This window comes from Paenibacillus sp. Y412MC10 (genome assembly GCF_000024685.1).
In the GTDB taxonomy this organism is placed as follows: Bacteria; Bacillota; Bacilli; order Paenibacillales; family Paenibacillaceae; genus Paenibacillus_AQ; species Paenibacillus_AQ lautus_A.
Genome location: NC_013406.1, coordinates 5046836 through 5070225, shown reverse-complemented (window position 1 = coordinate 5070225; position 23390 = coordinate 5046836). Strand labels below are relative to the sequence as shown.

At 55.2% G+C, this 23390-nt stretch carries 15 protein-coding genes; 11 read left to right on the top strand and 4 right to left on the bottom strand.

What is annotated here, in order from left to right:
* The first annotated feature begins 53 nt into the window (after window positions 1–53).
* Complete coding sequence (locus tag GYMC10_RS22115; protein ID WP_015736586.1) at window positions 54–1070, top strand: glycosidase; 1017 nt, start codon at window positions 54–56, stop codon at window positions 1068–1070.
* A gap of 56 nt (window positions 1071–1126) precedes the next feature.
* Here GYMC10_RS22115 and GYMC10_RS22110 read toward each other — a convergent pair whose 3' ends face one another.
* A complete protein-coding gene (locus GYMC10_RS22110; protein WP_015736585.1) occupies window positions 1127–3457 on the bottom strand; it encodes a helix-turn-helix domain-containing protein in 2331 nt (776 codons plus the stop codon).
* A gap of 191 nt (window positions 3458–3648) precedes the next feature.
* Between GYMC10_RS22110 and GYMC10_RS22105 the strand changes: the two genes are divergently transcribed.
* The 3 genes from GYMC10_RS22105 to GYMC10_RS22095 all read left to right on the top strand — a co-directional run bounded on the left by GYMC10_RS22105 (window position 3649) and on the right by GYMC10_RS22095 (window position 5568).
* Window positions 3649–4443 (top strand): hypothetical protein, encoded by a 795-nt coding sequence (locus GYMC10_RS22105; RefSeq protein WP_015736584.1) that lies wholly within the window; start codon window positions 3649–3651, stop codon window positions 4441–4443.
* Window positions 4444–4507: 64 nt separating this feature from the next.
* The gene (locus GYMC10_RS22100) at window positions 4508–5125 is read left to right on the top strand and encodes an SUKH-4 family immunity protein (protein ID WP_015736583.1); all 618 of its coding nucleotides are present in this window, start codon (window positions 4508–4510) and stop codon (window positions 5123–5125) included.
* 38 nt (window positions 5126–5163) lie between these two features.
* A complete protein-coding gene (locus tag GYMC10_RS22095; RefSeq protein WP_015736582.1) occupies window positions 5164–5568 on the top strand; it encodes an NUDIX hydrolase in 405 nt (134 codons plus the stop codon).
* A 236-nt stretch (window positions 5569–5804) separates the two neighbouring features.
* On the opposite strand, the gene GYMC10_RS22090 is transcribed toward GYMC10_RS22095, so the two are convergent.
* Both GYMC10_RS22090 and GYMC10_RS22085 read right to left on the bottom strand, forming a co-directional pair.
* Window positions 5805–6683 (bottom strand): carbohydrate ABC transporter permease, encoded by an 879-nt coding sequence (locus tag GYMC10_RS22090; protein ID WP_009590031.1) that lies wholly within the window; start codon window positions 6681–6683, stop codon window positions 5805–5807.
* A 37-nt stretch (window positions 6684–6720) separates the two neighbouring features.
* Window positions 6721–7647: an ABC transporter permease gene (locus tag GYMC10_RS22085; protein WP_015736581.1), complete on the bottom strand. Its 927-nt coding sequence runs from the start codon at window positions 7645–7647 to the stop codon at window positions 6721–6723.
* Window positions 7648–8107: 460 nt separating this feature from the next.
* Here GYMC10_RS22085 and GYMC10_RS22080 point away from each other — a divergent pair, with 460 nt between their 5' ends.
* From GYMC10_RS22080 to GYMC10_RS22065, 4 genes are all read left to right on the top strand, one after another.
* Window positions 8108–10387: a helix-turn-helix domain-containing protein gene (locus GYMC10_RS22080; protein WP_015736580.1), complete on the top strand. Its 2280-nt coding sequence runs from the start codon at window positions 8108–8110 to the stop codon at window positions 10385–10387.
* A 309-nt stretch (window positions 10388–10696) separates the two neighbouring features.
* A complete protein-coding gene (locus GYMC10_RS22075) occupies window positions 10697–12214 on the top strand; it encodes a DUF3502 domain-containing protein (protein WP_015736579.1) in 1518 nt (505 codons plus the stop codon).
* Between the two features lie 364 nt (window positions 12215–12578).
* The gene (locus GYMC10_RS22070) at window positions 12579–13952 is read left to right on the top strand and encodes an alpha-L-fucosidase (protein ID WP_015736578.1); all 1374 of its coding nucleotides are present in this window, start codon (window positions 12579–12581) and stop codon (window positions 13950–13952) included.
* Between the two features lie 4 nt (window positions 13953–13956).
* Entirely contained in the window at window positions 13957–17073 is a 3117-nt protein-coding gene (locus tag GYMC10_RS22065) for a glycoside hydrolase (protein WP_015736577.1), read from the top strand.
* 36 nt (window positions 17074–17109) lie between these two features.
* Here the strand turns inward: GYMC10_RS22065 and GYMC10_RS32625 are convergent, their stop codons facing one another.
* Window positions 17110–17280 (bottom strand): hypothetical protein, encoded by a 171-nt coding sequence (locus GYMC10_RS32625; protein WP_187293002.1) that lies wholly within the window; start codon window positions 17278–17280, stop codon window positions 17110–17112.
* A gap of 95 nt (window positions 17281–17375) precedes the next feature.
* Here GYMC10_RS32625 and GYMC10_RS22060 point away from each other — a divergent pair, with 95 nt between their 5' ends.
* From GYMC10_RS22060 to GYMC10_RS22050, 3 genes are all read left to right on the top strand, one after another.
* Window positions 17376–19667 carry a glycoside hydrolase family 3 N-terminal domain-containing protein gene (locus GYMC10_RS22060; RefSeq protein ID WP_015736576.1) on the top strand — a complete coding sequence of 764 codons (2292 nt, stop codon included), beginning with the start codon at window positions 17376–17378 and terminating at the stop codon, window positions 19665–19667.
* 110 nt (window positions 19668–19777) lie between these two features.
* On the top strand, window positions 19778–21646 hold the full coding sequence (locus GYMC10_RS22055) for a sensor histidine kinase (protein WP_041622033.1): 1869 nt from the start codon (window positions 19778–19780) through the stop codon (window positions 21644–21646).
* Window positions 21612–23303 carry a response regulator gene (locus GYMC10_RS22050; RefSeq protein WP_015736574.1) on the top strand — a complete coding sequence of 564 codons (1692 nt, stop codon included), beginning with the start codon at window positions 21612–21614 and terminating at the stop codon, window positions 23301–23303. Before GYMC10_RS22055 ends, GYMC10_RS22050 begins: the two co-directional genes overlap by 35 nt.
* The last annotated feature ends 87 nt before the right edge of the window (window positions 23304–23390 follow it).

Sequence of the window (23390 nt, the reverse complement as noted above, 5' to 3'; positions counted from 1 at the left end):
ATAGAGGGCCTGATAAATCTCCTGAATATCATACAAATGTGGAGGCATAGCCTATGAAAATCACGAGACATCCGAACAATCCGATCGTCGTTCCGGGAACGTACGAATGGCGTAAAGTCACCGTATTCAATCCTGCGGTTATTATAGACAACGGCAAGTTTTACATGATTGAGCGTACCGCAGGCTCGCTAACGCCTTGCAAGAATGTGTTGGGACTTCTGGAGAGCGAAGATGGGGTGAATTTTACGCACGTGAAAGACGAGCCGATCGTGACGCCTGACATGCTGGGCTTTCCATATGGAAGCGTCCAGGACCCGCGGATTGTCAAAATTGACGGCACGTACTATCTAAACTATGCCCTTAGGCCATGCGCCATGAGTTACTATCCGACGGGAGCGGGCATACCGGAGCGTACGATTCCAAAATATCCGGACGGCTGGGGGGAGGAGGAGGGCCACTGGCTCACTCGCTCTTCGATTGTGAAGTCGGACAATCTGATCGACTGGGAATTCGTTGCCGATACGACACCGCTCGATATCAATGACCGCGACAACATTTTGTTCCCGGAGAAGATTAACGGAAAGTATGTATTGCTGCGCCGTCCGGAGGAATACGTGGGTGCAGCTTACGGAACGGACAGCGCGGCGATATGGATTACGTACTCCGAGGATCTAGTTCATTGGGAAGAGCCGAAACTTCTGGCCAAAGCCGAGAATCCGGCGTGGGAATCCAGGAAAATCGGCGGAGCCACGCCGCCTGTGCGAACCGATAAAGGCTGGCTGGTCCTTTACCACGGCGTTGATGATCAGGTCGTTTACCGTGTTGGGGCGATGCTTCTTGACCTGAACAACCCTGAGAAGGTCATAGCAAGAACGAAGACTTTTATTATGGAACCGGAAACCTATTACGAGAAATTCGGTTATCAAATTCCGAATGTGGTGTTCCCGACAGGAAACGTGGTCAAAGACGGCCTGCTCTATATCTATTATGGTGTGACCGACACTGCAATTGCACTGGCTACCGTGCCGGTCGATGAGCTGGTTGAGCATATCTTGAACGAACCGCAGTGAGTGAGGTAAAAGCATCCGGGCCCTTTCGAGACAAGATCTCCTAAAGGGCCCTTCTGTTATATATCCAGCCTATTCGAGCGATGTTGTTTGCGGTACTGACCGGGCGTAAGCCCGGTTTCTTTCTTGAATTTGCGGATGAAATTGGGTGCATCCAGGTAGCCCACCTGTTCGATGATTTCCTTAAGGGGAGCGCTTGTCGTCACAAGCAGCCGAATGACTTCCTCCGTACGCCTCTTCCAGATATACTGCGAGAAACTGATCCCGGTCTTCTCTTTGAAGCTGCGGCTTAAGTAAGAGGTAGAGACGGAAAATTTAAGGGCAACATGCTCCAGGCTGAGCGTATAGTCGGCAAACTGCTGATTTACATAATGTACGATATCATCGATCAGTTTAGGTGCTGCTTGCTCATGGTTCCGTTCAACCTTCTCGCAAACCTCTGTCGTGAGCGACAACAGCTTGTCCTCAAATTCCTCCAGCGTCTCAAACGACGTATAGTCCGAGATGCTGCTGAATGCTTCGTTCATTCCAACCTCAGAGGCGGACCTTAGCAGCGCGTTCAGCAGATCGAAGCAAATGCAGCGCAGCAGATGAATTTGCAGCGGTTCGCTCCGGATGGTCTCCATCATCTCGGCGATCATCTGCACAGCCACCGACTCGTTGCCTTGCTTTAGGCTTTGCTCCAGCTTGAGCAGCGACTTTCTTGGAAGCCATACGCCTTTGGCGACAGGATGATTCTGCTCTGCCAACTGGTCGAAATAGGTGATCCGGCTGCTGCCGACCATTCGGTGCTCGAGTGCGGTTGCGGCTTCGATGAAGGATTGGTTCAGCTGCCCCAAATCCCGGTAGGGCGTACCTACGCCCATGCTCGGATCGAGCCGAGTGTTCTCGGAGATCAATCCCTGGACCGTGCGAATGATCTGCTCCATCCGGAGCTTCAGCGAATCTTGGCCAGGGTCAGGAAGCGATACGATCAGCGCAAATTGATTATCGGCTGAGAATTCAACGCCATAGATAGTCGCTTGAAGTCCTGAAGGTTCAACATGGCTGAGAATTTCATGCACCTGCTGACGATCCTTCTGGAGTTCCTCGGCCGCATCGTTTTCTTCCCAGGACAGAATCACACAGAAATAAATGACTTGTTCTTGGGGAGATTCCAATCCGACTTCGGCGATCATTCGCTCGATTTCGGGATCATCCGGCTTGCCGTGCTTCAGCAGAAGCAGCATGCATTGGTTGCGCACGAAGGGCTCCTGCATATCGATCCGGGTGCTGTAATCGTGAAGGGTCTGACGAATCCATTCCCATTCATTGCGCGTTTTGGGCTCTGGGGTATCGCTAACTCTGAGCTTGGCGAATTCCATCAAATCCTTAATCGGGTGATATTGGCGTCTAGCCAGCACAAAAGCGGCAAGCACTCCGGTTATGACGGCGATGCCAAACACCAGCAGTATGAGCGTCTGTACATGAGCGACCCGGCTGAAGAACTGGTAGCTTGGCATGATGGTCATGTAGTTCCATCCATTCTCCCCGGATTTGACGGATACGACGGAATACTTGTCATTATTCAGGGAGAGATTGTGTATGCCGGCATCAAGCGCAGCCAATGTCCCGAGATGCTCTTGAGACAGGGTTACGCCGTGATTGCTCGCAGTAAGCACTTCATCATCTGGATTGAGAATGTAGCTGCTCCCGGTGAAATCGCTAAGAATGGAATCCATGACCCCGGTAAGATTGGACTCTTTCACCATATATACAACGCTCCCGTAAGGATAGGGGGCATTGGGCTTGATCGGTACGATGATGGTCAGCATCGTCTCCTGCCTGGAGTTGTTGATCGTAACATTCTCGGCCGGCCGTATGACCATCTGATTCGTTTCGTTCAGCGCAAGGGTGACATCTTCCAGACTCCAGTTCTCATAACGATAGAAGGAATCGAACGCAACGTTAACATTCGTCAGGCCACGGTAAGAGTAGATAATCGGGTCGTTATGATAGTATAAGAAGATGTCTTCAATGATGCTGCTGTTTGCCTTATAGTTGGCCAAAGCTTGTATGGCTTCCACTCTGTAATAATCATCACGGACCATATAAGGGGTTAAGCGTCTGTCGTAAGCGATTCGGCCGGAAAGCTCCCGAAGCTCCGCGATACGGGAGTCGATGGTCATTTTCACCTGGTTCAATTGATTGATGTTGGATTGTTCGATCTCGGTACGAAGCCCGCTGACAGCGCTATCATAAACGAAAATGGTTACTCCCGTCAGGGGAATCAGGAAGATCAGAATATAAGACAGTACGTATCTTAAGAGCAGCTTCGACTTAAAGTGATTCCAATTTATTCGGAAAGTGAAAGTGGATACGATGAATGATTTGAGGTTATGAATGGTCATTTTGGGTGCATCCTCCATTGCATTCTTTTCATGTCATGCGAAATTCCGATTTCATCAACAAGGATAGGGTTATTTGAAACATTATATCATTATAATGATTATTCGGAGAAATATTAAGAATAAATTCATCATCATTATATAGGAAGATTTTGTTATGATAGGGACAAGAAAAAAATGGGAAGTGGGAAGCTGTGGACAAAAAGGCGAAAAAGGTTTTACTTCAAACGTTCTGGTCATCCAGCGGCTGGAAAAGCAGTCCTTTGCCGTTCGTTGGGGAGGACTTTGATTACGCGAAGAGCATGAGGCTGATGTTCGACCCCATCACCATCGGACATGATGAGCTGATCCAGCGGCTGCATAGCTTACATAAGACGGTTACTAAAGAAAGGGTTGCTGCCGCATTTCTGCACAGTCTGTCCACGAGACAAGTGCATCTGCGAAGCGCGCTTTCCAGTTGGGCGCTTACATCGCGCCTGCCTCTGCATCAGTACGAAGAACGACGCTCGGCCATGCCGAATTACAGCAGCTGCGGAGATTGTAACCATGCCGGGCTCCAGTCCGACCGGAATTACGTGAATGCCGACCTGAACGTGCTGAATTTCGAACGGGTCAAATGGGGAGGCATCCGCTTGAATCAGCTGCTCTACTGCTGGCTCGATCTGGAGCTGTTGAGCCATGAGGAGGGCCTGACGGTGGACGATGAGGATATCGCCATTCTGAGGAAGCTGATGACAGCCGTCGACGGATGCGCCGAATCAGAAAGCCCGCGTCATCTTGAGAAGCGCTTGAAGGATGTTCTGCCTTCAAGCAAGCATGAACGAGACGTGCTGATGGAAATTCTGGGATATGCCGGCGTGCTGGTTCCGAAGGATACGCCCCGCACGCGTCCGAGAAGGGACGACGATTTCTTCTCGATGTCGGAGTGGCAGGGAAGCGACGGATATTCCACTGAAGCGCTGCAGTTTTATTTCGGCGAATATCTGTAGACCGCGCTGCATCATTATAGGTTACAGAATACGTACCGGTTTAGGAGTTTAAGGGAGGGTTAGAATGGAGCCGCAATATCATACGCTGTATGATCACGGAGTGCTGCCTTATACGAGGGAAAGCTTGGACGGCCAGGGAATGCACGATAAGACGGTGGAAACGCTTGTGCATCGGGGAATGCCGGTCTTTGATCCGCAGGAGCCACCGTTGGGTCTTCTGTTTCATGAAGCGTTACCGCTACAGGATATTCATGGAGCCTATATCGCGATCGGAAGGGAGATCTGGAGCGAAGGGCTGCATGTCGCGATCCAAAAGGATACAGGGGGAGTGTGGGCAGTCACGGAGGGCGGTACACAGAAACCGACCTACATGAACGCCTCCATCGACAGCCTGCTCGCCTTTATGGACCGTGTGCTTCGATTCAAGCAGCAAACGGAGCGCTTGCAGCCCGATCCACCTCCCACGATTTTGACGGCCGAACAATTTCGCGAGAAACTTGAGAAGTTCAGAAGAGGGGAGATCAAGCCGGGAATCCGTCCGGACGCCTCGCAGACTCAGCGCGAGTGGAAGTCAGCCTTCGAAGAAATGAAGCGGGAGCTGAAAGGGATGGATCTCCCTGCTGTACGTTCCTCTTCATGGTGGGGAATTGTGCTGGAGGAAATAAAGGATCGCTTGAGGTAGCCGAAATGCATTTTAATGACGGGATGGGAGGATGAACGTTGGGCTTTCATGACACGTACAGATTTGGTGTGCATGCCATCATATCGAACGCTGACGGCAAGCTGCTTTTATTAAAACGGACCTATGGGAATAAGGGATGGAGTTTGCCCGGGGGCGGGGTGGATTCCGGCGAAACGATCCATGAAGCGATTTTTCGCGAATGCCGCGAAGAGCTGGGCCTTACCCTGCAAGATGCGGTCTTGACCGGATTTTATTATCACAGTCATATCAACGCGCAGGTCGGCATATTCCGCTGTTCGATCCCGCTTCACGAGGAAATTGTGCTAAGCTCCGAGCATTCGGAATATAAATGGGCCGAGTTGTCGGAGCTGAGCGACGTTCAGCGGTTAAGGGCCCAGGATGCATTGGCTTATCAAGGAGAAGTCAAAAGCCGGGCGTTTTAGCATTCATCCTGTTCTTTTAAAGACCGGATTACCGTTACTGACCCCATGCACAACATCAGGGTTACGCTAACGAACTCTGTTGACGATGTTCCATCCGAAGCGGCAGAGGTTGCATCCACAAAGACATCCAGCATATAAAAAAAGAGGCTAACCGTGAGGGCGGTTAGCCTCTTTTGATTTCAGTAAAACCTGGTTACCTGCTTATGCCCTGAGATCATGGCATGTGGATAAAATCCTTACTCCTTCAAAGAGCCAATCAGCAGCCCTTTTATGAAATACCGCTGCAGGAACGGATAGAACAGCACCACCGGACCGATCGTCAGAATGGCGGTGGCCATCTTCACCGATTCTTGCGGCAGCGTCTGGCTGCCGAGGATGGCGCCGCTGCTCTGCATCTGCTGAATCATGCTGATCTCGGAGTTCAGCTTAAACAGCAGGTATTGAAGGGGATACAACTTCTCGTTGTCCACCAGCATGATGGCGTTGAACCAATTGTTCCAGTAGGCAATGCCGTAGAACAGCGTAATCGTGGCCAGAACGGGCATGCAGAGCGGGAAGTAGATCCGGAACGCGATATAGAAGTCGCTCGCGCCGTCGATCTTGGCCGCTTCCGTCAGGGAAGGCGGAATTTGGGACATGTAGTTGCGTACAAGAAACAGGTTGAACGGGTTGAACACCAGGGACGGTATGATCAGGGCCCAGATGGTGTTGTTCATGCCGAGATTCAAGTTGATCAGATACCAGGGCACCAGACCCGTGTTAAACACCATCGTAATGAAAAAGAACAATCCGAGCCCGTTGCGGTAACGGATATGCTTGGCGGCCAGCGTATATCCGGCCATGGACGTGATGGTGACCGCAAGGATCGTGCCGACGACCGTCACGATGATCGAGATCATGTAACTCCGGTACAGCGGCGTGCTGCCGAACAGAAGCAGCTTGTAGGCATCCAGCGACAGCTCGCTCGGGAACAGCTGGTAGCCGAATTGCTTAATGCTGGCTTCGTCGGTAAAGGACACCATGAGCACAAGCAGCATCGGCAGGATGCAGAGAATGGAGATGATGCCGATCAGCGCGGCATTCACGGCGTCGAAAAATTTAGGTCTGGACGTCATCTAGATTTCGCTCCCTTCCGAATGAATCCGGCTTGCTTTAGAACAAGGCATGGTCCGGATTCACCTTCTTCACGATTTTGTTGCTGCCCCATACGAGAATAAAGCCGACCACGGATTGATACAGCCCGACGGCCATGGCTTGTGCCGGATTCCCGATGGTGCGGAGGGAACGGAACACATACGTATCGATGACGTCAACCGTCGGATACAGCAGCCCGTTGTCCTTCACGATGGCATAGATCATGTCAAAGCTGCCGTACATGATTTTGCCTAGAGCCAGCAGGGTTAAGATGGATATGGTCGGCAGCATGAGCGGAATGGTGATGTGGCGGATGAGCTGCCAACGGGTAGCGCCGTCGATCCGGCCGGCTTCGTAATAACTGTCGTCAATTCCCGTGATCGCCGCCAGATAGATGACGAGGTTCATCCCGAGGTCCTTCCACACCGCAGCGGTTGTAAGAATCCACGTCCAGTATTGCGGAGAGGCGTACCAGTTGACGGGGTCGATATGGAAGAACGCCAGGATCCGGTTCAGGATACCGTAGTCGGTCGACAGCAAGCTGTAGATAATGTAACTCACGATAACCCAGGACAAGAAATGCGGGAACAAAATCGTGGATTGGGTTATCCTCGAGAACCAGCGGCTGCGGAGCTCGTTGAACAGTATGGCCAGCGCCATCGCTGCGAGCGTGCCAACGATGATAAATAGAAAATTGAGCTTCAAGGTGTTGAAGGTGACCTCCCAAGCCCGGGGCGACGAGAAGAAGAACTTGAAATTGTCAAAGCCGACCCAGGCGGAATTGAAAAGTCCCGTCTTGAAGTTGAATTTCTGAAACGCAATGAGCATGTACGGAAGCGTGAAATAACCGAAGACCAGCGTATAGATGGCAGCCGGTACGACGAGCAGGTAGGCGGATCCGTTCGAGCGGATTTCGCGCAGGAAGCCGAAGCGGCTTTTTTTCATGAGTAGGCACGTCCTTTCGTAAGTGATGGGGGGCTGCAAGCGTAGCAGTTCTGTTTCGAGTGTAAAGAGAGTTGCCGCGTGCAGTAAACTATGAAAATGGAGTTTGAGCGGATTGAAAGGGGGGACGCCTGCTTTAAAAAACGGCAAAAACTTCGAATTTGAGTATTTCGCAAAGTGTCGCCAGGATTGAATAATGACTGGAAAAGCTTGATTTTATAAGGAGTTTAGCCGATGAAGTCTATGAAGGGGAGTTTGGGGAGGGAAATAAAGAATGCGTTTTCATATTGATGTATGCCCTGAGCAAATGTAAGATGAGAATAATATATCGATCCGTTCCAAGCGATCGGATGGCTAAGCAACCCCATAAAATTAACATGTATATTACATATAATGTTAGTAATATTCATGGATGATAAGATCTCAGTTTACTATACAGACCGAATGATAAAGGAGGGAGAATATGATCCGGCAGCGATTATTCCGTTATGCAGTGTATCGAAATATGTTTCTCAGCTTTGTTTTGCTCACGGCAGCCATGATTGCCCTCGTAACCGTGGTCCTGTACATGATGTTCTCCTGGAGCACCGCGAAGGAGGTAGGAAAAATATCCGAGTCGATGCTGAAGCAGAACAGCGCCGTATCCAGCGTCATCCGCGACCAGGTGTATAACGTGGGCAACCTTCTGCTCAGCGACAAGGAGATTGTGAACGCCCTGTTGGACAAAGAGGCCGATCCGGTGAAACAGTATGGCGTGTTCGGCACCCTTAACCGGGTCCAGTCCACCTATCCGTTCATCCATTCGATCGGGATCTATAACGGCTCGAATAACACGTACCTGAATACGAAGGGGATTACCAAGGAGCAGGAGAAGGCGCTGCTGGAGGAGATCAACAGCAAAAATACATCGTATTTTCATCTGTTCCCGCGCAAGATCTCTTCCTCCACTTCGACGAAGCGGAGCGAAGACGTCCTGACTTTCGTTCTCCTTCCGAGCTATTATTCGCCGCTAAGTTCCAAAGGCGCGATCGTAATCAACATGAGCACCGACACCATCCAGGATCTGATCGGAGGCTACCGCAACGAAGCGGTGGATTCGCTGCACGTCATTGACGACAAGGGAACCATCATCACCCATTCGGATCGGTCCCGGTTCATGGAGGATGTATCGCAGGAGTCCTATGTCCAGTCCATTCTGGAATCGGACGCGGAAAGCGGTTACTTCACCCGCTCCATCGACGGCCGCAAGAGCCTGGTTACCTATGTCAAATCCAAGGATATGAACTGGACGTTTATCAGCGTTAGCCAATATCAAAATCTGTTGTTCAACATGCAGGCCCTCCGAACGTCGGCGCTGGTTCTCGCTCTGGCCTGCTTCGTCGTCAGCATGTTCTTGTCGATCTGGCTGACGCATCATGCGTACAACCCGATCCGCCACCTGCTGGAGAAAATGAGCGCCATTCCGAAAATGAAGGAAAACCGTCGGCAAATCAACGAATTTGCCATATTGGATACCACTTACGCGGAAATGACGGAGAAAATGAAGTCGATGGAGTCCGAGGCTTCCGTCGCCCGGCAGGCGCATGTGCTGCAGCTGCTGAAAGGCGGCGACGAGACGGCATTCCGCCGTTTGGCCCGCGAAGGCAAGGGCCCCTATTTCTTGGCGGCCGTCCTTCTGATTGACAGCTTAGACGGCTCGCCGGGGGGCGAGGACGAGGAGCTGCAGTCCTATACCTGCGCGGCCGTCGCCCAGGCGGCCCAGCAGATGCTGGAGCCGGAGGGAGCGAACGTGGCCACGGTGGGGGACGGGACCATTGCGATCATTCTCCCCATGAAGCAGAGCCGGCTTCCGCTCCATGTATTGGGCATGCTGGAGGAGCTGCAGGGCGAGATGCTCCGCACGCTCCGCGTGTCCGTCACCGTCGGCATCGGAACGGCCGCGCAGACGTACGAGGAGCTGCGCGAATCGTTCGATTGCGCGCAGTCCTGCTTCCAGCAGCGCTTTTTCGCGGGAAAGGGCAAGATGTTCCATGGCGATCCGGTCATCGCCGCGGAGTCGGAGCATTCCGAGGCGCAGTATCCGGACAAGCGCGAGAAGCGCATCATCGAGGCCATCAAGCTGCAGCAGCGGGATAAATTGGAGAAGGAAATCGATCAGTGGATCAAGGAAATTCGCGAATACAACTACCATGAAGTCATGTTTTTCATCAACCAGTTCATCGGCGGCCTGTACAAGCAGCTCAATGTCCATACGGTGAAAAACCGGGAAAGCGCGGATCTCTTCCTCGACTTTACGCGGCGGATTACCCGCTTTCAGACGCTGCAGGAAACCGCGGATGCCCTGAAGGATCTTGCCCTTAGGCTCTGCAGCCTGTCCGAGGAATCGGGAGCGGTCCGGCATGCGGAGGTGGTGGATTTTATCCAGATGTACGTACGCAAGCATTATGCAAGGCCGGATATGTCGCTTGAGCAGGTTGCGGGCGAGGTGAAGCTGTCCCGCAGCTATGTCGGCAAGCTGTTCAAGGCGCATTGCGAGCTGTCGTTCAACGATTACCTGAATGCCGTTCGTCTGGAGAAGGCGCGGGAGCTTCTCGCAAGCACCGAGGAGTCGGTTCAATCGATCAGCGAGCAGGTGGGCATTCTGAATACGACCTATTTCTACACGCTGTTTAAAAAGCACTACCAGATCTCGCCGGCCCAGTTCCGCAGCCAGCATGCGATCGAGACGAAAAAGGCGCAGTGACGGGCATTTAAAGTGAGGGTTCAGAAATTCGACTTTTCAGCACCGAGAAGGTTGGATGAAGCTAGGGACTGAGTAGCGGAGCGTAGGCAAACCTACGTGAGCAACGGAAGGCCCGGCTGAATTCAAGATTCGACGTCGAGACCGCTTCCTGACCTGCTTCGTGATCAAAAGTTGACTTTCTGAACAACCTCTTAAAGTGTTTTAAAATGGCGAAAACCATCATTTTGAAGTATACGTTTTCCCTACTGTCTCCTTAAGATAGGAATCGTACCGCATGACTAAACCAAATGAAGACAGGGGGACACATGCATGAAAAAAAGGAAAGCGCTAGCACTATGGTTGGCCGCGATATTCATGGTATCCGTGATCGCAGGCTGCTCCGGCGGCGGCGACGCCGGCAGTGAGAATGGATCGGCGAGCGGGGAGAACGGCGGAGGGGACAAGCTGCCGGTACGGTATTTGCTTCCGGGCTCCGCGCCGCAGGATTTGGATGCGGCGGTCAAAGCGATCAACGAGAAGCTGGAGGCCGACGGACTGAACCTTACGTACGAACCGACGTACATCGCGTGGGACGTATGGGATCAGAAGACCAACCTCATGATGTCGACCGGCGAGGAATTCGAGCTGATTGCCATCATGCACGATACCAAAGGACCGACGGTGCTTGCGGGAAGCGGCGGTATCATTCCGATCGACGATCTGCTGGATCAGTATGGCACCGAGCTGAAAGCTTCCATGCCGGACTGGATCTGGGAGTCGTCGAAAATCAACGGCAAGATCACGTACGTGCCGAACTTCTGGGCGGATACCGCTTATAACGATGGCATGTTTACAATCCGTACCGATCTGCTCGAGAAAAATGGCCTGAAGCCGCCGACATCGCCGGAAGAGCTGCTCAATGCAGCAGAGACGCTGCAGAAGAATTGGCCGCAGGACAACAAGAACGTATATATCAAGATGCTGGAGGAGCCAGCCTACTTCCTGCATACGACCTACGACACCTATCCGTTTACCGTGGCCGACAACATGATTTACATCGACCAGCAGGGGAACGTGAAGTCCTGGTTCGAAACCGAGGAGTTCAAAAAAGACGTGAAGTTCATGAACGAGGCTTACAAGCGCGGGCTGATCATGAGCGATCTGCTTACGACGCCGACGGAGGTTATCAACCAGGAGGAGCTGGCAGGACGTTATCTCTACCGTCCGGGCGACGTTGGGTTGAGCGACGCCATACTTCAGACGTTCCCGGATGCGAAGCTGGATATTTATTATTTGGCCGACCAGCCGAAATTCAGATCCTACGCGATCCGGAATTCCAACGGGATTTCGGCCACGTCTCCGCACCCGGAGGCCGGCATTCAATTCTTGAACTGGGTATACAGCAGCCAGGAGAACATGGATCTCGTCCAAAGCGGCGTGAAAGATGTGCATTGGAAGGATACAGGCAAGAATACCAAGGACTATCTGGCCAAGAACGAGAACGGTTCCCCGGCTTATGAGCTTCCATACTGGCTGCTCGGCCACGTTGAAATGAACCGTTATCCAACGAATACGGACCCAGCGCGTCTGGAGCGCCGCACAACGGTATCGGAGGACGCCGTGAACAGCATCACGATCGGCTTCACCTTCGATCCGACCAACGTTGCTTCGCAGTACGCCAATTGCATCGCCGAGCTGAAGACCAGCGTTTATCCGGTCATGCACGGGGTCGTGAAATACGAGGACGCCTACGATAAAATGCTGGCCGCAATGAAGTCCGCCGGTCTCGATGAGGTCGTTGATGAATACAAACGGCAATTCGATGAGTGGAGAGCCGGTCAGTCGTAAGTCTAGGCACGCTAACGGCTAAGAAACATTGGAACAGGGCAATCCTTTCCCCGGTTTGATAACCGGGGAGGGGTTGCTTTTTTTCGTGCGTCGCCATGGAGCGTTCCGTGAGGAGTACAGAGGGAATTCCAAGGAGACTCCAAGGGGATTCGAAAGTGATCCACGTTACCGTTTAGGACTTCAATTATCCGATATTGGCCAAAATCAAAGTTTTCTCTCAAAAGTAAAGTGTTCAAGACAGGGATTCCCGGGCTAGAGTAAAGGTCATAAGAAGCCTTGAGACTGCTCAAAGAGGTAGGAGCGAAAGTCTTTATTAAGGCTGGCCTCACGGCAAGAGCCGTGCAGAATAAGGAGGACGTAGTTCATGACCAAGCAAACACAAGCCATCCGGGAAGGCTGGCAATGGTTTACGGAAAGCCGGTACGGCATGTTTATTCATTTCGGGCCTTATGCCCAATACGGGCGCGGCGAGCAGGTTCTGTTCCGGGAGCATTTGGACCAGGCCGAATACGCTCGGAAGGCCTGCGAGTGGAATCCGGAATTCTTTGACGCCGAGCTTTGGGCGTACACCGCGCGCAAGGCGGGGATGAGATATGCCTGCTTAACGACGCGGCATCATGACGGGTATTGCCTGTGGGATACGGCCACGACGGATTATTCCAGCGCGAAGCAGGCGCCCGGCCGGGATCTGGTGCGCGAATTTACCGATGCGTTCCGGGCCCAGGGGCTTCGGGTCGGATTATATTATTCCTGGATCGATTGGCGGATCCCGGCTTATTTCGACGGACCGGAGAAGGATCCCGAGGGCTGGGAGACGATGAAGCAGTATTTGCATGCCCAAGTGGAAGAGCTGGTCACGAAATACGGGCGCATCGATCATTTCTTTTTTGACGGGGTCTGGCCGCGAACGGCGGAGGACCTGGACAGCATCAAGCTGGTGGAACGGATGAAGTCGATTCAGCCGGACATCCTGGTGAACAACCGTCTTGGGCTGTCCGAGGAGGAGAAGCTGCATGCGGACGGCGGCGGCGGCTCGGGCGATTCCGAGGTGCTGGGCGATTTCGGCTCGCCTGAGCATGTCATCGTCCCGGATCAGAAGCGGCTGTGGGAATCCAGCCAGGTCACCACGTGGAGGCTGTGGGGGTACACGAACGGCGAACGATGGCGTCCGGCCGACGTTCTGCTCGACATGCTGTGCGAGTGCGCGGAAAAAGGGGGGACCGTGGGCGGCAATCTGCTGCTTAACGTCGGACCGCAGCCCGACGGGCAGCTTCCGCCGGCCTTCGTGGAGCGGGCGCTGAAGATCGGGGAGTGGCTGGACGTTCACGGCGAGGCCATCTACGGCTCCGACGGCGGAAACCTCACGGAGTTCATCACCTACGGGCGGCAGACCATGAAAGACAACAAGCTGTATCTCATCATCCGCTTCTGGGATGGAAGGCCGGTGCTGAGGCTGGCGGATCTGGTGACGCCGGTATCGCGGGTGACGCTGCTGACAACGGGACAGGAGCTGTCGTTCCGACAGGAGGGCGACGTGCTGTGGATCGAAGGGCTTCCGCGGGAACGTCCGACGGAGCTGTTCCCGGTCATCCGCATCGAATGCGAGGAGCGGCCGCAGACCAATGAATGGGGAGTGAACCGCCTCTGGACCGGCGACCCTTCCCGGATCGCCGACTGGGCCCGAACGCGCGGAACATCCGTATACGTCGACGGCCAGCCGCGGACGAGAAAGGAGTAAGTCGATGAGAACGCTTGTATTTTACGACGAGCATTTTCCTTACGAAGGCGAACGTCCGTCTGCAGAGGCACTGGAGCGATTGCGGGAATGGGCGGTGGTCGCAGGTGCCGCGGACGTGGCTGATCGTCTGACGGAAGGCGGCTGGGACGCGCTGGTTCATCTGCACGGGCCATACTTTCCGAAAGCGGCTTGGACGGCCATCGAAGCCCACCTGAAGGCCGGCGGCGGTCTGGTTCATGCCGGGGGCGTGCCTTTCCGCAGGCCGGTTCGAGAGCTGAACGGAAGCTGGCATGCCGAACGCGAGCAGCTGGCTTACCATCAGCGAATGGATATCCATGATGCGCTGGCGGTTGACATATCGCGCGTCCGGGAGCTGAAGGTCTCCGCCGAATACCCGATCCTGCTGGGGCGCGAGGAGCTGTTCGGCATGGAGCCGACCTGGGGCTTGACGCTGCATCCGACCAAAGCGAGCGACATCCCGGCCGAGATGGGGGCATGCGGTCCGATGGACGCCGTTATCTCGCCGCTGCTGATCGGCGTGGACCGTGATCGACGCGAGCGGTCCGCTCCGGTCGTCATGCTGGAGCAGCATAAGGGCGATTACGCCGGGGGCCGCTGGATTCTGATCAACCAGCAGCTGAGGGCATCGTTCTGGGAGACGAAAGGGATGGACGTCCTGGAGGATCTCGCCGAATACGCGGGAACAGGCGTGACGGAGCTGTGGCTGAAGCCGAACTATGCCTCCTACGAGCCGGGCGAGCAGATGCGGTTGACGATCCAACTGCAGAGGCTGTCCCGGACGTCCGCCACGGCGCAGACCTGGCATTTTGCGGTGAGACTTATCAAGGAAGACGACGGTGAGACCGTCTGGTCCGGACACGAGAAGTCGGAAGCCGGCATGGAACAGCGGGATCTGCAGCAGCTTCGCTTGTCCGTCCCGGTACGGCTGGAAGCGGGCTTGTACCGGATCGTTTGCGAAGCCGAGTCCGAATCAGGGGAGCGCCGCAACCTGACCCAGGCGGTATGGGGCGTCGACCGTCCGCTGCTGCAGGCGGGAGAGCGGCTGGAATGCGGGCGCGATTACTTCCGCCGCGGCGGGCGGACGGTTCCGATCGTTGGCATGACGTACATGACCTCCGACGTCGCGCGCAAATTCCTCCATCTGCCGAACGTGCAGCGTTGGGATGCGGATATGGCGGAGATGAAGCGAGCAGGAATCAACCTGATCCGGACGGGCATATGGACGGGGTACCGGATGATCATGTTTGCCGACGGCCATGCGGCCGAGGACGTCATGCGGGCGATCGATGCCTTTATCCTGACGGCCAAGCGGCATGAACTGGAAGTGACGTTCACGTTCTTCTCGTTTGCGCCCGAAGCCTGGGAAGGCGTGAACCCATACCTGGATCCGCGATCGGTTGAGGCGCAAAAGCGCTTCGTCGCCTCCATCGTCGGACGTCACAGGGGCACGACCAACGTGCATTGGGACCTGATCAACGAGCCGTCGCTGTTCGATCCGAAGCGAATCTTCGAGGGGCCGGTATCGATAGGGGACCGGTTCGAGCGGCAGGCCTGGTCCGAGTGGCTGCGGCAGCGCCACGGGGATGATCTGGCGCTGCTTCAGGAGCGCTGGAACATGACGCCGGGCGAGCTGCCTTCATTCGAGTCGGCGCCTGCGCCGAGTCCGGACGACAAGCTGTTCAACAGCGTGCTGCAGCCGAAGAAGTGGGGACCGTGGATCGATTTCACGCTGTTCACCATGGACATGCATAATCGGTGGGCGTCCGAGCTCATCGGCACCATTCGCCGCTCCGATCCCCGCCAGCTGGTAACGGTCGGGCAGGATGAGGGCATCTGCTCCCAGCGCCCGTCGCCTTCGTTCTACGGGCCTGCCGTTGATTACACAACGGTCCACTCCTGGTGGCAGAACGATCACCTGGCCTGGGACGGCATATTTACGAAAACGCCGGACAAGCCGAATCTGATCCAGGAGACCGGCATCATGCACGTGCAGCGTCCGGACGGCATCGCCAAGCGGACGGAGGAAGAGCTTCGCAGCATCCTGGAGCGGAAGTACGCGTATTCGTTTTCGACCGGGGGCGCGGGTGCCGTCCAGTGGATTTGGAATATTAACTACTTCATGGATAATGCCAACGAATCCAACATCGGGGCGCTTCGGGCGGACGGAACGCAGAAGCCGGAGGCCGATGTGTCCTATGACTTCGGCCGCTTCATGAAGGAAGCAGCCGGCCTGTTCGACGATGAACGGCAGCTGGAGGATATCGCCGTCGTTTACCCGTATTCGAATGATTTCTCTAGCCGCAAGCTGGCGTACGAAGCGACGACGAGGGCCATGCGCGCATTGACGTTCGGCATGAACGTCCATCCGCGGGGGATCGGCGAATATCAGCTGGAGGACCTGAAGCGCTATCCGGCTAAGCTGATCATCGTGCCGAGCGCGCATAATTTCGACGATGGCGCATTTGCCCAGCTCCTCGACTTGGCAAGGGAAGGGAGCACGGTCTTGTGGACCGGCCCGCTTCGCACCGATGCGTATTGGGGACCGGCACCGCATCGTCTGCAGCAGGAGATCGGCGAAACCGTCCATGCCAACGTTCTTCGGGAAGAAACGCTGGAGCTGGCGGGAGAGCATTTCGCCGTTTCGTTCGGCGAGCGGAAGATTAACGCGCTGGCGGTAGATCGTCCGGCGGGCCGGTTGGATGGGACGCTGGCACCCGTCACGGTGACCTTGGGCTCGGGACGGTTCATCTGGTGCCCGCTCCCGGTCGAGATGAACGAGCGCTGGGAGCCGATCCAGGCGCTGTACGCGGAAGCTATCCGCTCCGCAGCCGTTTCGCCTGAGCTGGAATGGCCGAAGGGAGGCGAGCTTCCGGGTATTTACGGCCGCAAGCTGACGTTCGGGCAAGGAAGCTTGTACGTCTTCGTCTCCGAGCATGGGGCAAGCGCAGAGGTCGAGGTAAAGGACCCGGCAACCGGAAAGGTTTACGCCTTCGAATTGGAACGGGAGCGGACCGTGATGTTTACGACCGATGCCGGGGGACAAGTGCAGACGGTTTACCGGCCGGAGGAGGTTCGCATCCGGCAGATCCAACCATCTTGAGGCGTGCTCGCCCATGAAAAAGGTTGGAAGAGGGTTCTAGCCGTTGATCTGGTTTGTCCAGGTGCGGTGCAGCCATTCTGCAGGATACGCATAGTGGGAGGTTCTTCGGCCGATCGGATCGTGCCGGAGAGCCTTTTTCTTCCATCGGGAATTTCGGCAGGGCTGCTGCTTAGGCGGTGTGGCGTTGAATCCGATGGGGAAGAGCATAAAACCGAACCCCCATAGGATGAAGGAACATTCAACAAACGGTTGCATGAGATCAATAAGAACGAATCTAACAGGAATAGGAAAGGGTGTGCGCCATGGACTACAAGGACGCTGCATGGCCGGTTTCGCGGCGGGTCGAGGACTTGCTGAAGCGGATGACGGTCGAGGAGAAAATCGGGCAGCTGATCCAGCCGTTCGGCTGGAAAGCTTACATAAGGAACGACGACGGTACGATCAAGCTAACCGAGGAGTTCAAGTCGCAGCTTGCGGAGGGAGGAATCGGTTCCTTGTACGGAACGCTGCGGGCCGATCCCTGGACCGGGGTGACGCTGGCGAACGGTCTGTCCCCGCGGGAAGGGGCGGATGCGGTTAATGCGATTCAGCGTTATGCGATGGAGCACTCGCGGCTGGGGATTCCGATTCTGTTCGGGGAAGAATGCTCCCACGGGCATATGGCGATCGGGGCGACGGTGTTTCCCGTACCGCTTACGATCGGCAGCACCTGGAACACGGAGCTGTTCCGCAGCATAAGCCGCGCCGTTGCCGCCGAGACAAGAGCTCAGGGGGGATCGGCCACCTATTCGCCGGTGCTGGACGTGGTACGGGATCCCCGCTGGGGCCGTACCGAAGAAACCTTCGGCGAGGACCCCCATTTGGTAACCGAATTCGCGGTTGCCGCCGTGCAGGGACTGCAAGGCGAGCGCCTGGATTCGCATACCAGCCTGCTGGCTACGCTGAAGCATTTCGCAGGCTACGGCGCTTCCGAAGGGGGACGCAATGGGGCCCCTGTTCACATGGGCCTTCGGGAGCTTCACGAGGTCGATTTGCTGCCGTTCCGCAAGGCCGTTGAAGCGGGTGCCTTGTCGGTCATGACGGCCTATAATGAAATCGACGGAGTCCCTTGCACATCCAGCGGGTACCTGCTGCAAGACGTTCTTCGGGAGGCGTGGGGCTTTGACGGCTTCGTCATTACCGATTGCGGCGCTATCCATATGTTGGCATGCGGTCACAATACGGCCGGATCGGGCGTGGAGGCGGCGGCCCAGTCGCTGAAGGCCGGTGTCGACATGGAGATGTCCGGGACCATGTTTCGGGCACATCTTCACCAAGCGCTGGAGCAAGGGCTGATCACTGAAGAAGATCTGAATAGGGCAGCCGGACGCGTGTTGGAGCTGAAGTTTCGCCTGGGACTCTTTGATCGGCCTTATGTGGATCCAGCCTGGGCAGAGCAGGTCATAGGCTGCAAGGAGCATATCGCTCTGGCCTACCAGGCGGCGGCTGAAGGCATCGTGCTCCTGAAAAACGAGGGGAACCTGCTACCTCTGGATTCGAGCAGCGGAACCATTGCCGTCATTGGCCCCAACGCCCATGCGCCGTACCATCAGCTTGGCGATTATACCTCCCCCCAGCCGCCGGGGCAGATCGTAACGGTGCTGGACGGCATCCGCCGACGGCTGGGAGACAGCCGCGTGCTGTATGCGCCGGGCTGCCGCATACAAGGCGATTCAAGGGAAGGGTTTCCTCGGGCGCTGGCATGCGCCGAGCAAGCCGACGTCATCGTGATGGTGCTTGGCGGCTCCAGCGCACGGGATTTCGGGGAGGGCACCATCGATCTGAGAACCGGTGCTTCGGTCGTGACCGGGCATGCCGAGAGCGATATGGAATGCGGGGAAGGGATTGACCGCTCGACCCTTACGCTGATGGGCGTGCAGTTGGAGCTGCTGCAGGAGCTCCATAAGCTCGGCAAGCCGGTGATTGTTGTCTATATCAACGGACGGCCGATTACGGAGCCGTGGATCGACGAGCACATCCCTTCCATCGTGGAAGCCTGGTATCCCGGCCAAGAGGGAGGCAGCGCGATTGCGGACATGCTGTTTGGCGATATCAACCCGTCCGGTCGTCTGCCGCTGTCCATTCCGAAGGAGGTTGGCCAGCTGCCGAACTCTTACAATGCCAGACGGACCCGGGGCAAGCGTTACCTGGAGACGGATCTTGCGCCGCGGTATCCGTTCGGCTTCGGCTTAAGCTATACGGAATTCCGTTACGGCCGTCTGACGGTCGAGCCGGCCGTTGTTCCCATAGGCGGCGAAGCCACGGTCCGGATCGACGTGACCAACGCGGGAGCACGGGACGGCGCGGAAGTCGTTCAGCTGTACGTCTCGGATCTGGCCGCCTCCGTTACCCGCCCCGAGAAGGCCTTGAAAGGGTTCCGAAAGGTGTTCCTGAAGGCCGGGGAAACGCAGGAAGTAACGTTCACCATCGGCAGCGAGCAGCTGGAATTGATCGGCCTTGACCTGAAGCCGGTGGTGGAGCCGGGCGAGTTCCGCATTCAGGTCGGTCCCGACTCGACGAGAGGAGAGGTCGCAAGCTTGATGGTGGAAGGCTAACCGGTCCGTCCCTCCCAAACATAAAGAATCTTAACGATACAGGTTCAACCCGGCGAAAGCGGATATCCCGAAGTTGTCGGATGTCCTTGCTTTAGCCGGGATAACCGGTCGTGAACAATCGTGTAACCGTTATGGTCCGTTTTTATTCTGTTCATCGGTTAGGCGAAGCGATCATGGTAACGAAGTGGAGGCAAGCGATGAAGCTGCTGTGGTTCAAATCGATTTACCCAAAAATCGTGGCCGGCTTTTTGTTGGCCATTATGCCGGTTTACGCCGCTGCCCTGTACATGAACGAGTCCGGGCTTGCGAGCGTGGAGCAGGAAATTACCCAATCCTTGAATGCGAGGACTAATTTTTTCATGCGTACGCTGGAACAGGAGCTGCGATCGACGGTGCTGCTGATGAACGATTTGTCGCAGGACTCCGACCTGCAAAAGCTTAGCACCATAGCACCCGCCATGAGCCGTTCCGAATATTTTCAGGCGATCAACCGCCTCCAGGGCAAAATGCGGCTGCTGCAAAGCTCCAATCAATACGTTCAAGAGGCCAAAACGTATATTCCGTTGATTGAGAAAACGATTGAGCAGGTGTCGTACGAAGGAGCCATGCCGCCGGAGCAGATGAAGGCGCTTGAGGAGCATCCCGATCGGGTCATTTTCGAATGGAAGAACAAACTTCTGCTGGGTATGGTATACCCGGAACGATTGCGAAACAGCCATCCGCCTAATTTTGCGATTGCGGCGGAGCTCTCCGTTCCGAAAATGCAAACGGCGCTCCTGCAGCTGGCCACGGGGGACGGGGGCGCCGTTCTCATCGGCGTGGACAATAGCTGGGTCCTGACTCAGGAGGACGGAGGGGGCATCGGTCCGCGGCTGGCCGAACGAATTGATTTGGAAGCGCTAACAAGCACCGAGTTTTCAAAGCTTCCCTACAACACGAAGGTCAAGGCGGATGGGGCCAACTATTGGGTTAGCGTGGAGCGCTCCGCCTTTTTGAATGCCGACCTGGTGGTGTATGTCCCCGAAGCCGAATTCTTAGGCCCGCTCGGGAAATACCGCATGATCTTTTTCGGGCTGTCGGGCTTCTCCCTGCTGGTGGTTATTCTGTTCTCGGGCTGGATCTACAGCCGAATTCATCAGCCGCTTCAGCGGATGGTGAGGGCATTCCGCAACATCGATTTCGACAGTCCCCGGGTGGAGCTGCGCCATAAGCATCATGACGAGTTCCACTATCTGTACGAGCAGTTTAACCATATGGTGAAGCGCCTGCAGGTACTGATCCACGAAGTGTTTGAGCAGAAAATCCGCTCGCAGCGTTCCGAGCTGAAGCAGCTCCAATCCCAGATCAACCCCCATTTTTTATATAACAGCTTCTTTACGCTCCATCAGATGGGAGAGATGGAGGATTACGAGAATATCGTTCGTTTTACGAGGCATTTGGGGGAATATTTCAGGTTCATCACCCGCAACGCTGCCGACGAAGTTTCGTTGAAGGCGGAAGTGGGGCATGCCAAGGCTTACGTGGACATTCAGTCCATCCGTTTCCATAACCGGATATCGGCTTATTGGGATGACATCCCCGGTGATTGGGAGCAACTGGACGTTCCGCTGCTCATTCTTCAGCCCTTAATCGAAAATGCATACGAGCACGGACTTGAGGAGAAGGAGGCGGACGGGCAAATCCGGGTTACCATGGCCGCTGAGCGGCATGTCCTGCATATCATCGTGGAGGATAACGGGGAGACGTTGACGGACGAAAGGCTGCAGAACCTGCAATCCATGATCGCGATTTCGGACGTGAAGGGAGAGATCACCGGTTTATCCAACGTGCACCGACGCCTTCGATTGAAATTCGGGCCTGCTGGCGGATTGACCTTTTCGAGAAGCCGGTTGGGCGGTTTGAGAATCGATATGACACTGCCAAAGCAAGAAAGGAGCGAGATGGATGAAGAGCAGGTACAGAATACTGATCGTGGATGACGAACCTTTTATCGTGAACGGGCTTGCGGAATTGTGCCTTGGCGTGGAATTTCTCGAGCTAGAGGTGTATAAGGCTTATTCCTCTTCGGAAGCCTTGGGCTGGCTTAAACGGGCGAAAATGGACATCGTTTTGTCGGATATCAAAATGCCGGGGTTAAACGGCCTTGCCCTGCAAAAGGAAATATCCAGGCAGTGGCCCCATTGCAAAGTGATTTTTTTGACCGGATACGACGACTTTTCTTATATCCAGGAGGCCACCCGGCAAGGAAGCGTCGATTACGTTCTCAAGGCCGAGGGAAACGATGCCGTGCTGAGCGCGATCGAGAAGACCGTGGAGCTGCTTGACCAGGAGATGGAAGCGGACATTCTGCTTGCCAAAGCGAGGGACAATATGCGCATGGCGCTGCCGTTTCTACAGCAGCAGTACGTTCTGGAGCTGATGCAAAAAGCACCTGGTCACATTCGGCGGGAAGAGCTGGAGCAGCGCTTTGCGGAGCTGGAGATGAAGCTGGATCCCCGCAAGCCATGCCTGCTGCTGTTATGCAGGCTGGACGGCTGGCAAAGGCAAGAAAGTCCATCGGCCCAGTCGCTGATGCTGTACGCGGTCCAGAATATCATCGGCGAGCTGCTCGGCCCGATGACCGACGGCATGGCCGTGGAGTTCGGCAGGGCCAAGATGATCTGGATTTTGCAGCACAAAGAGGAGGGGGAGGAGCATCCGGAGGAGGTTCGAGGTCCGGCTGCGGAACGGGTCCAGCGTTTTGTCCACGGGATGCTGGAACAAATTCAGGACGTTTGCAAAACGCTTCTGAAATTGAAGACGTCGTTTGCCATGGCTGGCGAGTGGGTCGATTGGGAACGGCTGCCGGACAAATTCGAAGGACTGAAGCAGCTGCTGGACAGCGGCCTCGGGATCGGCCACGAATCTCTGTTGACCGAAGCCGGTGAGCGCAACCGCCCGGATCGTATGGGGCATTTTCTGGGGCGCTCTCGCTCGCATCTGAAGCGGATGGAGCTGCTGCGCGGCTGTTTAGACAATGGAGACCGGGAGGAATTCATGGAGCTGTTCCATGAGGTGACCGATACCTCTTCCTTCCCGCCGGAGGTTGAATATTTGCTGAAGATGGAGGTGTATTACGGCCTGGTGTCCGTGATGATGCCGTCCCTGGTGGATATGGAAGCTCTCTGCCTGAACGTGGAAGGGGAAGGGGCGGTGGATTATATCACATTGACTCATCTAGAGGAGCATGATTCCTGGAGGGAGGCGGCCGAATATTTCGAAAGGCTGGCGGACATCATCTTCAAACGGAAAGAACAGGGGAAGCAGGATCAGCAGCATGAGGTGATTGCCAAAGTTCAACGGTATATCGAGGATCACTTAAGCGGCGACCTGTCCTTGACGCAAATCGGGGAGGCTGTGGGACACAACCCTTCGTATTTGTCCAGATTGTACAAACAAGTGACCGGTGAGGGCCTGTCCGAGTCGATTAATACGGCACGGCTGGCCAAAGCGAAGCAGCTGCTGAAGGAGACGACGGACAAAATCCATGTCATTGCCGCTGCGGTGGGTTTCAGTTCTCCGCCGTATTTTTACCGCTTTTTCAAAAAAACGACCCATTTGACGCCGCAGGAATACAGAGAACTGCACAACATGTAAAGAGAAGATATCAAAGTAAAGAGCTTGAAGTAGATAGCTCTTTTTTTGTTCCCTTATACTCTAAACAAACAACGAATTCAAGGAGGT

Excerpts from the sequence above, each read along its gene's own strand:
- GYMC10_RS22075 (WP_015736579.1), top strand. The coding sequence starts at position 10,697 with ATGAAAAAAAGGAAAGCGCTAGCACTATGGTTGGCCGCGATATTCATG.
- GYMC10_RS22090 (WP_009590031.1), bottom strand. The coding sequence starts at position 6,683 with ATGACGTCCAGACCTAAATTTTTCGACGCCGTGAATGCCGCGCTGATC.
- GYMC10_RS22100 (WP_015736583.1), top strand. The coding sequence starts at position 4,508 with ATGGAGCCGCAATATCATACGCTGTATGATCACGGAGTGCTGCCTTAT.
- GYMC10_RS22065 (WP_015736577.1), top strand. The coding sequence starts at position 13,957 with ATGAGAACGCTTGTATTTTACGACGAGCATTTTCCTTACGAAGGCGAA.
- GYMC10_RS22080 (WP_015736580.1), top strand. The coding sequence starts at position 8,108 with ATGATCCGGCAGCGATTATTCCGTTATGCAGTGTATCGAAATATGTTT.
- GYMC10_RS22050 (WP_015736574.1), top strand. The coding sequence starts at position 21,612 with ATGAAGAGCAGGTACAGAATACTGATCGTGGATGACGAACCTTTTATC.
- GYMC10_RS22060 (WP_015736576.1), top strand. The coding sequence starts at position 17,376 with ATGGACTACAAGGACGCTGCATGGCCGGTTTCGCGGCGGGTCGAGGAC.
- GYMC10_RS22070 (WP_015736578.1), top strand. The coding sequence starts at position 12,579 with ATGACCAAGCAAACACAAGCCATCCGGGAAGGCTGGCAATGGTTTACG.
- GYMC10_RS22115 (WP_015736586.1), top strand. The coding sequence starts at position 54 with ATGAAAATCACGAGACATCCGAACAATCCGATCGTCGTTCCGGGAACG.
- GYMC10_RS22085 (WP_015736581.1), bottom strand. The coding sequence starts at position 7,647 with ATGAAAAAAAGCCGCTTCGGCTTCCTGCGCGAAATCCGCTCGAACGGA.
- GYMC10_RS22110 (WP_015736585.1), bottom strand. The coding sequence starts at position 3,457 with ATGACCATTCATAACCTCAAATCATTCATCGTATCCACTTTCACTTTC.
- GYMC10_RS32625 (WP_187293002.1), bottom strand. The coding sequence starts at position 17,280 with ATGCTCTTCCCCATCGGATTCAACGCCACACCGCCTAAGCAGCAGCCC.